The following is a 12614-nucleotide window of genomic DNA, read 5'->3' on the forward strand; positions in this document are numbered from 1 at the left end:
GGCGGCCCTGCGCAAAGGCCGTAAAGGCCATGGCAGTCACCGCCGGCGTCCAGACCCGCCACACGCGGCGGGCATGCGCCATCAGCCGACGAACGGGTTGGCGAACGCGAACAGCATGGCGATACCGACGCCGATCAGGAACGCCGCGTCGATCAGGCCAGCCAGCAGGAACATCTTGGTTTGCAGGGCGTTCATCAGTTCAGGCTGACGAGCCGAAGCTTCCAGGTATTTGCCCCCCATCAGTGCGATACCGATGCAAGCGCCGATGGCGCCCAGACCGATGATGAGACCGCAAGCGAGAGCAACGAAAGCTACGTTGGTCATGACAACTCCTTGTTGAGAAATCTGAAGTCAGGTGATTGGAAGTGGTACAGCGCAATGCAAGAAAATCTTGCGTACCGGCGCGGGCCTGGGCCCACGCCGGAAAACCGGTTCAATGCCCTTCGTGTGCCTGTCCGAGGTAGACCAGGGTCAGCATCATGAAGATGAAGCCCTGCAGCAGCACGATCAGGATGTGGAAGATCGCCCAGATGGAGCCCGCGACCAGCTGGCCGATGCCCAGGCCGATGCTGCTGGCGTTGAAACCCGTCCAGGCGCCGCCCAGCAAGGCAATCAGCATGAAAATCAATTCGCCGGCGAACATGTTGCCGAACAACCGCATGCCCAGCGAAACGGACTTGGCCGCATATTCGATGAGGTTCAGGAGCAGGTTGAAGGGCAGCAGCAGGACCGCCATGAAGCCATGCGCGTGGAAGGGCGCGGTGACCAGTTCCTTGAGGAAGCCGCCGGGGTGCTTGATCTTCAGGCCGTAATAGAACATCAGCAGCAACACGCCCAGCGACATGCCCATGGGGATGTTCAGGTCGGCCGTCGGCAGGATGCGGTGGTAGTACAGCAGGTCGTGATGGTGCGCGCCCAGGCCGGTAAGGCGGAAGATCGTGGCCAGGAGGTCGACGGGCAGCAGATCCAGCGCGTTCATCAGCACGATCCACAGGAATACCGTCAAGGCCAGCGGCGACACAAAGCGGCGCGACACTTCGTTCGGCACGATGCTCTTGGCCTGCTCTTCCACCATGTCGACCAGCGATTCCACGAACATCTGGAAGCGGCCCGGGACGCCGACGGTGGCCTTGCGGGCCGCGCGCCACAGGAAGAACACGACGATCAGCCCCATCAGGATGGACCAGAACAGGGAGTCGTAGTTGATGACCGAAAAATTGGCGATCGCGGATTGCTTTTCGCCGATGTTGTTCATGTGCACCAGATGGTGCTGGATGTATTCGGACTGAGGCGACACGCCGCTGGCAGCAGCCATTTGTTTCCTACCCTGTTTGCTGTCGCTGGCGCGTCACGCCAGCCATTTTTGAACGATTAGAAGCGTCGCTACGACAACTTGCCGGACACCAAGAGCAATACATACCCCTTGAGCACGCAGACCAGACCGATCAGCATGGCGGGCCATACGATGTGCTCGCCCCCAAGGTAAACCGCCAGCCACAACAGCAGAACCGTCATGCCCAGCTTGAAAGCTTCGCCCAGGAAGAAAGTGAACGGATTGGCCTGACCCGGCCGGTGTGCGTCCAGCAGCAACCGCAGTGCAAACAGTGTGTTTGGCACCAGATACGCCCCCGCCCCCACCAGCGCCGACAGCCCAGCCGCCGCCCCCGCAACTACCCAGGCAACCACCGTCGCCAGTACCGCCATGACGCCTTGCGCCACGACGACCCTAATCAGCCCCCGGCTTGTTCTTGCCTTCAGTGCGGCTCTTTCCTCCGCACCGAGCACCAGTTCGGCCTGCCCATCCTTCCCGAAACCTTCAGCCTCGAGGTGTTGAACCTCAAAGCCCTCGGACCGATGCCTGGACGACGCAACCACGATCTCAATCCCGCAAGCGTCAAACTATTGGAGTATAGCTGGAATTCGAAGGACCGGGCAAACCGCCCGGCTGACAGACTGCTGAGACCGGGCGCAAAAAAAACGGGGCCGGACCTGGTCCGCCCCCGCTTGTTCGCAAAGCCCCCGCGCCGCGCCGGCGACCGGGGCTCCTGGCGTCAGTCCTCCCGCACCGGAGGCGGCGCCCATTGCTGGTCCAGCGCCGTTTCCTTGGGCCAGTACAGGCGCATGTTCAGCATGAAGGGCCCGTCGGCGGGCGTCGGCAGCCAGTTGCTCTGCCTGTCCCGGCCCGGGGCCCGGTGCTGGATATAGATGTCCAGCGAGCCGTCGGCGTTGTAGCGCAGGTTGTCCGTGCTGCGGATCGAATAGCGGTTCGCCGGATTGTCGACGAAGCCCTGGCCCGGACCGTACAGGTTCAGCGACCAGAAGGCGTTGACCGGCGGCAGTTGCCCCTTGTCGAAATGCAGCACATAGTCCTCGTTGCCGGTCAGCCGGTCGCCCTCGTCGTCGATCAGGGTCACCGGATACATCACGTCCTCCGGCACGCCGGCGCCCAGGCCGGCATAGGCGACCGCGGCCCGGCGCAGATAGTTGGTCCCGTAGGTGCCGATGCCGCCCGACACGGTGTTCCAGCCATTGATGCCGGTACCGAGGCGCGTTACGTAATCCGCGATGCGGCGCCCGGCCTCCGGGCCGGCCTGCGTCAAGGCCTGCTGGACGGCGGGATCCAGTTGGTTGAACGCCATGGGCGCGGTGGTGCCCAGGCCGATGCGGCGCAGGCGGTCCAGCATGGGGTAGTCATTGGCATGCGGCGGGTTATTGCGCACCACATCGGCGAATATGCCCCAGAAGGTCGCCGCGTCCATGGCGGCCACCTGCTCCACCGGCGGTACCTGGGTGGCCTGGGTCTGCGGCACGGCCGGGACCGCGGGCGGCATGGCGCCCAGGGGGGCCGGACGCGCGCCCGGCGTAAAGGGGCGCGGCTCGACATAGGGCGATACGGCGAGATTGGCCTGGAACTGGTTCACGCTGGGGTAGTCGGAAGGGCCACGGGTCTCGACATGGCCCAGCACCCAGCCGGTGGAAGTCGGGCTGCGCACCACGTCGACGCCCGGCGGCAGCGTCCCTCGCCAATACGGCCCCACGATGGCGAACGCCTGCGGGCCGTTGCCATTGGTGCGCGTCCCGCGCGACGCAAAGACGTCCGTCCACATGTCCATCAAGGACAGCACGTAGTACCGATTGCCCGGATCCGGCACACGCACGATCAAGGGCGCGTTGCTGACGTCGTACCACATGCCGGAATACAGCGTATCGGCGTTCGGCCAGCGCGCACCGGGGGTACGGGCGTCCGGGAAGGCCGCCTTGTGGCCGAACTGGTTCATGGGCGCCTTGCCGTCCAGGGGCGAAGCGACGCTGGTGGCATTGCGGCGCGTCAGCTCCATCACCACCATGGGATAGGCATAGATGTAGGCATCGACGGCGGTGTCATGCAGCTCCTGCGCGCTCAGCGCGGGAGCCGGGGCGGTCACGGGGGCCGGCGTCTGCGACACCATACGCATGGTGGGACGCGGCGCCTGGGCGGACGCCAGGCCACTGAAGCCGAGGATGCAGGCCAGGGCGGCAAGCCGCCATTTGCCGGATGGGGAAACAGTTCGCATGGGAGAGGCTCCTTTGTTGTTACCGAGCGGGCCCCATCAGCAACCGGCGCGCCTGCTCTGCCGAACGGGCCGGGTGATGGAGCCTCTCCTTGAGGATTCATCAGGCGAATGGCGCCACGCAACGCGAACCTGCGCCTATGCCCGGCATCCCTCCTTGTTACACGATGGAAATTTTGACCAGCCCGCGCGCCGTGTCAGGATGCGTCCGCGACGGCAGGGCCTTGCCGGCATCCGCCACATCGAGGCATCGGGGCATGGGCATGGGCATGGGCATGGGCATGGGGCATGGGCAGGACCGGCGGCCCCCCGCGGCGAGGCAGGTTGCCGCTGCCTCCTTCCCTACCGGTGCTGGAAGTTCGCCTTGCGTTTCTCCACGAAGGCAGCCATCCCTTCCTTCTGGTCGCGCGTGCCGAACAGCGAGTGAAACAGGCGCCGTTCGAACAGCATGCCCTCATTCAGCGTGGACTCGAAGGCGCGGTTGACGCATTCCTTGGCCATCATCACGGCGGGCAGCGACATCGCCGCGATCACGGTGGCGACTTCGATGGCCTCGTCCAGCAACTTGTCCGCGGGCACCACCCGGGAGACGAGGCCGGCACGGTCGGCCTCGTCGGCGTTCATCATGCGTGCCGTCAGCACCAGGTCCATGGCCTTGGCCTTGCCCACGGCACGCGGCAGCCGCTGCGTGCCGCCCGCCCCCGGTATGACGCCCAGCTTGATTTCCGGCTGGCCGAACTTGGCCGTATCGGCCGCGATCAGGATGTCGCACATCATCGCCAGTTCGCAGCCGCCGCCCAGCGCATATCCCGCCACGGCGGCGATGACCGGCTTGCGGATGCGCTTCAAGGTTTCCCAATTGCGAGTGATGTAGTCCGTGCCATACACGTCCATGTATGACCAGTCCTTCATCGCCCCGATGTCCGCGCCGGCGGCAAAGGCCTTCTCGCTGCCCGTAATGACGATGGCGCCGATGGAGTCGTCCTTCTCGAAGTCCAGCAGCGCCTGGCCGAGTTCATCCATCAAGGCGTCGTTCAAGGCATTCAGGGCCTTAGGCCGGTTCAGCGTCAGCAAGCCGACGCGTCCGCGCGTCTCGATCAGCACCAACGATTCGCTCATGGATGTCTCCTGTTAAGAAAAGGGGTGGCTCATGGGCCGTTTCCAGCGGCGGCCCGGCCGGGCCCGCTCGGACTGTATAAAGAGGCCCCAGCCATTAGAATGCGCCCATTGACGACGCAACACCGGAATAATGGACCCGCAACCCGTAATTTACCGCCTGCAACCGCATGACCCGGCGGGTCATCGATTTCGCATCGTGCTTACGATCGATGCCCCCGATCCGGACGGACAAGCGCTGACGCTGCCCGCCTGGATCCCAGGCAGCTATCTGATCCGCGACTTTTCCCGCCAGATCGAAACCTTGAAAGCCCACGCCGGCGGCCGCGCGGTGCCGGTGGCGAAGACTGACAACCATACCTGGAAAGCGGCGCCGGTGGATGGGCCGCTGACCATTGAATACACGGTCTACGCCTGGGACCTGTCCGTGCGGGGCGCGCATCTGGACGAGACGCATGCGTTCTTCAACGGCACCAGCGTCTACCTGTGCGTCGTGGGGCAGGCCCACCTTCCCTGCCTGGTCGACCTGCAACCGCCGCCCGGCATCGAAGGCTGGAAGGTATACACCAGCCTGCCCGAGGCGCGCGGCATGAAGGGCGCGGCGCGCCGCCATGGCTTCGGCCTGTATCGCGCGCCCGACTACGACGCGCTGATCGACCATCCCGTTGAAATGGGCACGCCGCAAGTGGCGCGCTTCACGGCGCACGGCGCCGAGCATGAACTGGTCTTCACCGGCGTCCTGCCCCGCCTGGACCTGGCCCGTATCACGGCCGACGTGCAGCGCATCTGCGAAACGCAGATCGCCTTCTTCGAGCCCCAGACGCGGCGCGCGCCCTTCCTGGACAGCAGCGACCGCTACGTCTTCATGACCATGGTCACGGGCGACGGCTACGGCGGGCTGGAACACCGTGCCTCCACGGCGCTCATGGCCGCTCGCAAGGACCTGCCCGTCAAGGGACAGACCGGCCAGGGCGAAGGCTACCGCACCTTTCTCGGCCTGGTCAGCCACGAATACTTCCATACCTGGAACGTCAAGCGCATCAAGCCGGCGGCCTTCGCCCCCTACGATCTTGCCGGCCCCGCGCTGACCCGGCTGCTCTGGGTATTCGAAGGTTTCACCTCCTACTACGACGATCTTTTCCTGCTGCGGTCCGGCACGATCACGCAGGCCGACTACCTGCGCCTGCTGGCCAAGACCATTACATCGGTCGCCCGTACGCCGGGACGCGCCAAACAGTCGGTGACCGAAAGCTCCTTCGACGCATGGACGCGCTATTACAAGCAGGACGAGAATTCGCCCAACGCCATCGTCAGCTACTACACGAAGGGCGCGCTGCTCGCGCTGGCGCTGGACCTGACGTTGCGCCGCAAGAGCGGCGGCCGTCATTCCCTGGACGACGTGATGCGCCTGCTATGGCGCCGCTACGGCCATGACTTCTATCGCGGAACGCCGCAAGGCATCCCGGAAGACGCGCTGCCCGCCCTGGTGCGCGATGCGACCGGCGTCGACGTGCGGGGCTTCATCGCCCGCTACGCCGACGGCCGCGCCGACCCGCCCCTGGCCGAACTGCTCGCCGAACAGCGCATCAGCCTGCAATGGAAGCCCACCTCCAACCTGCCGTCGCTGGACGCCCGCACCCGCAAACAGGGCGATAGCGTGGCCCTGGCCAGCGTGACTGAAGGCGGTGCGGCGCATAAGGGCGGACTGTCGGCAGGCGACGTGCTGGTCGCCATCGACGGCTTGCGCGTCGACGCCCCGGCCGGCGTGGAGATCCTGCTGTCGCAGTACCGTCCCGGCGATACCGTCACCGTGCACGTATTCCGGCGCGACGAGCTGCGCGCCTTTCGCGTGCGGCTTGCCGCGCAGCCGGCGTTGGACTGCGTGCTCAGCGTCGCCGCCTGAACCGGTATCCCGTCCGCCGCCATGTCCTCCACCATTCCACCAGATGCCGCCTCGGCGTACCGCGCGATCTTCCTGTCCGATACGCCCTTGCTGGACGTACGCGCGCCGGTCGAGTTCAGCCGCGGCGCTTTCCCCAACGCGGTCAATATCCCGCTGATGGACGACGCCGAGCGCGAGCAAGTCGGCTTGCGCTACAAGGAGCAGGGACAGGACGCCGCCATCCGGCTCGGTACTCAACTGGTCGCCGGTCCCGTCAAGGCACGGCGCATCCAGGCATGGGCGGAGTTCGCGCGTGCGAACCCGCAAGGCCGCCTTTATTGCTTCCGCGGCGGCCTCAGGTCGCAAATCACGCAGCGGTGGCTGAAGGAGGAAGCCGGCATCGACTACCCGCGCGTGCCCGGCGGCTACAAGGCCATGCGGACTTTCCTGGCCGAGGTGCTGCGCGACTGTGCCGTCACGCCGGGCCACCTGGTGCTGGGCGGCCTGACCGGCAGCGGCAAAACCGAGGTACTGCACGCGGTGGACAACGCCATCGACCTGGAAGCCCATGCCAATCATCGCGGCTCGGGCTTTGGCAAGCGCGTCATGCCGCAGCCCGCCCAGATCGACTTTGAGCATCGGGTCGCCATCGACGTGCTGCGCAAGCAGGCACGCGGGTACCAGGCCATGGTGCTGGAAGACGAAAGCCGCCTGATCGGCAGCAACGCGCTTACGCCGGAATTGCTGCGTACGATACAGACCGCCCCGCTGGTGTGGCTCGAGGTTCCCCTGCCCCAGCGCATCGAGCGCATCCTGCGCGAATACGTCGTCGACCTGCGCGCGGAGTTCGTGGCCGCGCATGGCGCGGCCGGCGACATGCTTTTCTCGCAACGCCTGCGCGACAGCCTGACAGCGATCTCCCGGCGCCTGGGCGGTGAACGCTACGCTAGGTTGATGACGCTGATGCAGGCCGCGCTGGCGCGCCAACTGGAGGCCGGCGATTGCGAAAGCCATCGCGCGTGGATCGAGGCGCTGCTGCAGGAATACTACGACCCGCTATACGCGCGGCATATGCAGGAGAAAAACCAGCGCATCGTGTTCCGCGGCGAAACCGCCGCCGTCACGGAATATCTGCGCGAGCAGGCCGCGCGCGCGCACGGCCAGCCGCTGCGGCCCGCCTAGTCGGTCTTGCGCGAGACGCTTCCGCGCTCGATCTCCGCCTGGATCGCCTTGGCGGCGACAACGCCGTCGGCCATGGACGTCACCACGCAGGGGTGCATGCGGTTGGCCACCTCGCCGATCGCATATACGCCGGGCACGCAGGTGCGGGCGGTGGCCGGATCGGTCACGATATAGCCGCGCGCATCGCGAGCCAGGTGCAGGCTGTCGGCGAAGCCGGCCTGCGCCTCCCAGCCATAGAAAACCAGGATCAGGTCATAGCGACGGCCATTGACGCTGCGGCCGACGGGATCGACGACGTAATCGCCCACGTGCAGGTCGGGCGTGGCGGCAGCCGCCACCAATTGCGGCCGCGCGCGCACCGTGCGCGAATACAGGTGCACTTCACGCGCGCCGCGTCCCTGTACATAGGCGTAGTTCTCGAAGCCATTGTCGCCGCCGCCCAGGATGGCGACGGAGCGGCCGCGGTAGTCCTGCTCATGAACCGCCACGCCGGGTCCCACCAGGACGCCCGGCCAGCGCTTGCCCGGTTCGGCCCCCGGAAGGTTGCGTGCCCGCACGCCGGTAGCGATCACCAGGAAACGCGCGTGCAGGCGCGACGGCGTGCCATACGGCGTGGTCAACGATAGATCGAAGCCCTTGCCATTGCGCGCCACATGCTGCGCGCGATGCCCGGTCAAGGCCGGCACGCGCGCCGCCGCCACGCTCTGCGAGATATTGGCGGCCACCTGTTGACCCGTGACGCCGGGCAGCACGGCGATCCAGTCGTCGCGGAAAGGATTGTCGTTTTCCAGCCCGCCCAGGCGCGGGCCGGCCTCGACGAGCACGGGCGCCAGGCCCAGGCGCGCCAGCCAGATTGCGCACGAGGCGCCGGCTGGGCCGCCGCCTACAATGATGGCATCGCTGTCTTCCCGCATTCCGTCGAGGTTCCCGGTCGCGTTTGGGCTGAGTTTCGCGATGATTGTAGCGATAGCGCCCGCGCCGCGCGGCGAAGCCGGCCGCGGACCACCGGCTGCCCGTCGACAGGACGCCCCGCCCGGCGGGGCAGCGTCCCCCGGCATACAATGCGCACACACTGAAGAACCTCACGCTGCACCGACTGCGTCGGTTGGCTGCTCCGCACCGGGGCAGCTGTTCGCCTTCGGGCGGCCGGGCGGCGCAACGAACCCGCCATCATGCCTACACGCCGTATCATTTTTTCCCGCCTGGCCCTGGACGCCCGCATCGGCATCCTGGAGCATGAGCGTCGGGCCACGCAGCCGCTGCATGTGGACGCCGAGATCGACGTCGACATCACGCGCAACGTCGACGACCATGACATCCACAGCGTGCTGGATTATCGTGCGCTGCGCGAGGCCATCGTCGCCGAATGCACCCACGCCCACGTCAACCTCATCGAGACGCTGACGGAACGCGTGGCCGAGCGCCTGATGGCGGATTTCAAGGATATCCGGGCGGTACGCATCCGCATCAGCAAGCCCATGGCATTTTCCGACTGCGCCGCCGTAGGCGTGGAAATCTATACCGCGCGCTAACGCGCTGCCCGATCGCCCCGACCCTGACGGCCTTCGCCCATGAACGCTATCGAATCCCCTGCGCGGCGCCCGCCATCTGCGCCGCAACCCAAGGCCCGCCTGGAAGCCAACAAGCTCGCCAAGCGCCTCGCCCGCGAAACCACGCGCGCCATCGCCGACTACAACATGATCGAAGCGGGCGACCGCGTCATGGTCTGCATGTCGGGCGGCAAGGACTCCTACGGCTTGCTGGATACCCTGATGCGCCTGCGCGAACGCGCGCCGTTTGCCTTCGACCTCGTCGCGGTCAACCTGGACCAGAAGCAGCCGGGCTTTCCGCAGGATGTGCTGCCCGATTACCTGCGCGGGCTGGGCGTTCCTTTCCATATCGAAACGCAGGACACCTATTCGGTAGTGACGCGCGTCATCCCGGAGGGCAGGACGATGTGCTCGCTCTGTTCGCGGCTGCGACGGGGCATCCTGTACCGCGTGGCCAGCGAACTGGGCGCCACCAAGATCGCCCTGGGGCACCATCGCGACGACATCCTGGGCACGTTTTTCCTGAACATGTTCTACGGCGGCAAGCTGAAGGCCATGCCGCCCAAACTGGTCTCGGACGACGGACGGCACACGGTGATCAGGCCGCTCGCCTATGTGCCCGAGGCAGACCTGGCGGCTTATGCGCAGGACAAGGGGTTCCCCATCATTCCCTGCAACCTGTGCGGCTCACAGGAGAACCTCAAGCGCAAGGAAGTGGGACGCATGATCCAGGAGTGGGAGCGCAAGCAGCCGGGGCGTGCCTGGAATGTATTCAATGCCTTGGCGAACGTCGTGCCTTCGCACCTGATGGACCGCCAACTGTTCGACTTCGCGGGCTTGCGGCCCGGCGGCATGGTCGATCCCGACGGCGACAGGGCGTTCGATCAAGAGTATCCGGACACATCCCGCGTTGCATGCGGCAGTCAGAACTCCGAAAACACCAACGACGGCCACTCTTTGAGTTTTGTCCGCTTCGAGTGAAGGGCCGGGCGGTGCGCGATAAATTGGCAAATTAATCAAATCCGCCGCACTTCCGCCCGCGCAAACATCCCGAAGATTACAGTCCCCCAAACGATGCCCGCACCCGAAGGGGAAAATCCATAAGCTGCCCGTACAGCTCATGGGGACCTCACGCGCAGACGGCCTTAATACAGCGCGTTTCAACAGGCATTCGATCAAAACATCAAGTGGATCTGGTAATTGCCGATCCACTTTCGCAGACTCACTTGCTTACGTCAAATTGCGTGGGCACGACGCGCGCGCCGTTGACAGCCCACCCCCCTGATAATCAAACTTGGCTCCGTAGTCGACCCATCGGGCCATATGACTTAATTTGAAGTGAAGGCGGTAAGCGCAGCGGGTATTTGGTTCGAATATCCTATTGAGGCCTTTTTCACCCAGCCCCCAAGGTGGCGCTTCAAATAAGGTAGGCCGTTAAACATTGGATGTCTAGCCAAACGGCTGGAAAGGACGCCGCCATGACGCGCAGCAGCAGTAGCCAATTCGATGAACTGCCGGGTTTGTACGAGGATATGGCCAAATGGCCGTTCCGCAAGGAGATAGAAACGCCCAGTGTATTGGAAGCCCTAGGATCTGTTGAAGGCAGGAACGTTCTGGATTTCGGCTGCGGAGACGGAACATATTCACGCATCCTAAAGCGCCTCGGAGCTGCGCGTGTTGTCGGGTTTGACGTCGCAGAGGGAATGTTGGGGCATGCACGCGAGCGCGAACGTGAGACACCACTGGGAATCGACTATGTGTCGCAACTGGATCGGACATTGGACTGCCAGTTCGACCTGGTCCTAAGCGTATACGTGATGCCGTATGCAACGGACAAGAAGTCGCTTGAGAACATGTGCTGCAGTATGGCCCGGGTACTTAAACCGGGTGGAAGATTGATTACGCTACCAATACATCCAGACTTTGATCCTGATCCCGCATATTACGCGGCTTATGGCTTTTCATTGACGCAGCGGCCCGCCCATGACGAAAGTGCGCCGATCAGACTCGACCTGTTCTTTAGTGATTTTCGCGCGACGGTAACAGCGTTCTATTGGTCCTTTCAATCGTTGGAGTCCGCATTGCAGGCCGCCGGATTCTCCCCTGTACAAAGAAAAAATCCGCGTCCGGCCAAATACGCGGACCTGGATCAGGCCCCTCCTTTACTGCACGCTTATCTCCGCCGGCCTCATGCGGTCATCCTGGAGTGCACTCGATCTGATAGCGAAAACAAATGATCTGCGCTTTCCCTGAACAAGGGGGAAGGTTTTTAGGAGATACGCTATGCAAGCTCTTGTCAAGGCCGAAAGCAAGGTCGGTTTATGGCTCCATGATGTACCAATACCAACTATTGCCCAAGACGAAGTCCTTATCCGGATCCGCAAGACCGGGATCTGCGGTACGGATATCCACATCTGGAACTGGGATGAATGGGCACGCAGGATGGTGCCCGTACCCATGGTAATCGGCCATGAATATACCGGAGAGATTGCGGAACTCGGCGCGAACGTCAAAGGCTTTCGGGTGGGTCAACGCGTAAGCGGCGAAGGACACCTGATAGACCGGGATTGCGCGGCAGCGCGCGCCGGAAGCTTCCATTTGGACCCCAATACGAAAAGCGTTGGGGTCAACCACCCCGGTGCCTTTGCCGAATACATCGCCCTTCCGGCCTTCAACGTCGTAGCGTTACCAGACGACATCGACGATGACTTGGCGGCGATTCTCGATCCTCTTGGAAACGCGGTTCACGTAGCGCTCTCGTTCGATCTGGTCGGTAACGATATTGTGATTATGGGCGCCGGCCCGATCGGCATTATGGCGGCCGCCGTGGCTCGGCACGCCGGCGCAGCCATGATTTTCATCGCGGACATCAATCCGGCGCGCCTGAAACTGGCTGAGATCGTGCCCGATGTGGTGACCGTAGATCTCCGGCGCACCACGGTTTCGGATGCAGCCCTTGACCATGGGGTTCGCCATGGCTTTTCCATTGCTTTCGAGATGAGCGGTAGCAGTGAAGGGCTGGCCACGCTCATCGACGCAATGGCGACGGGTGGCAGGATCGCATGCCTCGGTCTGCCTCCCGGCAAAATCGAGATCGACTGGAGCACGATTGTCAGTAAGAGCTTGACCCTGAAAGGCATTTACGGGCGGGAAATGTTCGAAACGTGGCGCAAGTCCATCGCCATGCTGCAGCATGGCCTGAACATACGCGACATCATTACGCATCGGATCCCCGCACGGGAGTTTGAGCAAGGATTCGTCGCCATGAAATCAGGTTCGGCGGGAAAAGTGGTGATGACCTGGGCCGAATAGCGCCTTTCGGCTTTGTCGCAT

The 12614-nt window shown here is 64.0% G+C and carries 12 protein-coding genes; 6 read left to right on the forward strand and 6 right to left on the reverse strand.

The window, feature by feature from the left end; genetic code table 11:
* Nucleotides 1-81 precede the first annotated feature (81 nt).
* The 5 genes from atpE to BAU07_RS23880 form a co-directional block, all read right to left on the reverse strand.
* A complete protein-coding gene (gene atpE, locus BAU07_RS23860) occupies nt 82-324 on the reverse strand; it encodes a F0F1 ATP synthase subunit C (RefSeq protein WP_003815363.1) in 243 nt (80 codons plus the stop codon).
* A gap of 109 nt (nt 325-433) precedes the next feature.
* A complete protein-coding gene (atpB, locus tag BAU07_RS23865) occupies nt 434-1315 on the reverse strand; it encodes a F0F1 ATP synthase subunit A (RefSeq protein ID WP_066663375.1) in 882 nt (293 codons plus the stop codon).
* A gap of 68 nt (nt 1316-1383) precedes the next feature.
* A complete protein-coding gene (locus BAU07_RS23870; RefSeq protein ID WP_232338192.1) occupies nt 1384-1719 on the reverse strand; it encodes an ATP synthase subunit I in 336 nt (111 codons plus the stop codon).
* Between the two features lie 332 nt (nt 1720-2051).
* Nucleotides 2052-3554 (reverse strand): DUF1254 domain-containing protein, encoded by a 1503-nt coding sequence (locus BAU07_RS23875; protein WP_066663377.1) that lies wholly within the window; start codon nt 3552-3554, stop codon nt 2052-2054.
* A 339-nt stretch (nt 3555-3893) separates the two neighbouring features.
* On the reverse strand, nt 3894-4670 hold the full coding sequence (locus BAU07_RS23880) for an enoyl-CoA hydratase (protein ID WP_066663379.1): 777 nt from the start codon (nt 4668-4670) through the stop codon (nt 3894-3896).
* 130 nt (nt 4671-4800) lie between these two features.
* Between BAU07_RS23880 and BAU07_RS23885 the strand changes: the two genes are divergently transcribed.
* Both BAU07_RS23885 and mnmH read left to right on the forward strand, forming a co-directional pair.
* Complete coding sequence (locus tag BAU07_RS23885) at nt 4801-6570, forward strand: M61 family metallopeptidase (RefSeq protein WP_066663382.1); 1770 nt, start codon at nt 4801-4803, stop codon at nt 6568-6570.
* Between the two features lie 21 nt (nt 6571-6591).
* Nucleotides 6592-7731 (forward strand): tRNA 2-selenouridine(34) synthase MnmH, encoded by a 1140-nt coding sequence (gene mnmH, locus BAU07_RS23890; RefSeq protein WP_066663384.1) that lies wholly within the window; start codon nt 6592-6594, stop codon nt 7729-7731.
* Here the strand turns inward: mnmH and BAU07_RS23895 are convergent.
* A complete protein-coding gene (locus BAU07_RS23895; protein ID WP_066663387.1) occupies nt 7728-8645 on the reverse strand; it encodes an NAD(P)/FAD-dependent oxidoreductase in 918 nt (305 codons plus the stop codon). The genes mnmH and BAU07_RS23895 overlap by 4 nt on opposite strands.
* 258 nt (nt 8646-8903) lie before the next feature.
* Between BAU07_RS23895 and folB the strand changes: the two genes are divergently transcribed.
* The 4 genes from folB to tdh all read left to right on the forward strand — a co-directional run bounded on the left by folB (nt 8904) and on the right by tdh (nt 12593).
* Nucleotides 8904-9263 (forward strand): dihydroneopterin aldolase, encoded by a 360-nt coding sequence (folB, locus tag BAU07_RS23900; RefSeq protein ID WP_066663390.1) that lies wholly within the window; start codon nt 8904-8906, stop codon nt 9261-9263.
* 39 nt (nt 9264-9302) lie between these two features.
* Complete coding sequence (gene ttcA, locus BAU07_RS23905; RefSeq protein ID WP_066663393.1) at nt 9303-10262, forward strand: tRNA 2-thiocytidine(32) synthetase TtcA; 960 nt, start codon at nt 9303-9305, stop codon at nt 10260-10262.
* Nucleotides 10263-10759: 497 nt separating this feature from the next.
* On the forward strand, nt 10760-11518 hold the full coding sequence (locus tag BAU07_RS26970; protein WP_084025953.1) for a class I SAM-dependent methyltransferase: 759 nt from the start codon (nt 10760-10762) through the stop codon (nt 11516-11518).
* 46 nt (nt 11519-11564) lie between these two features.
* Complete coding sequence (gene tdh / locus BAU07_RS23910; protein ID WP_066663403.1) at nt 11565-12593, forward strand: L-threonine 3-dehydrogenase; 1029 nt, start codon at nt 11565-11567, stop codon at nt 12591-12593.
* The last annotated feature ends 21 nt before the right edge of the window (nt 12594-12614 follow it).

Origin of the sequence: Bordetella flabilis (assembly GCF_001676725.1) — a bacterium.
Classification (GTDB): Bacteria; Pseudomonadota; Gammaproteobacteria; order Burkholderiales; family Burkholderiaceae_B; genus Bordetella_C; species Bordetella_C flabilis.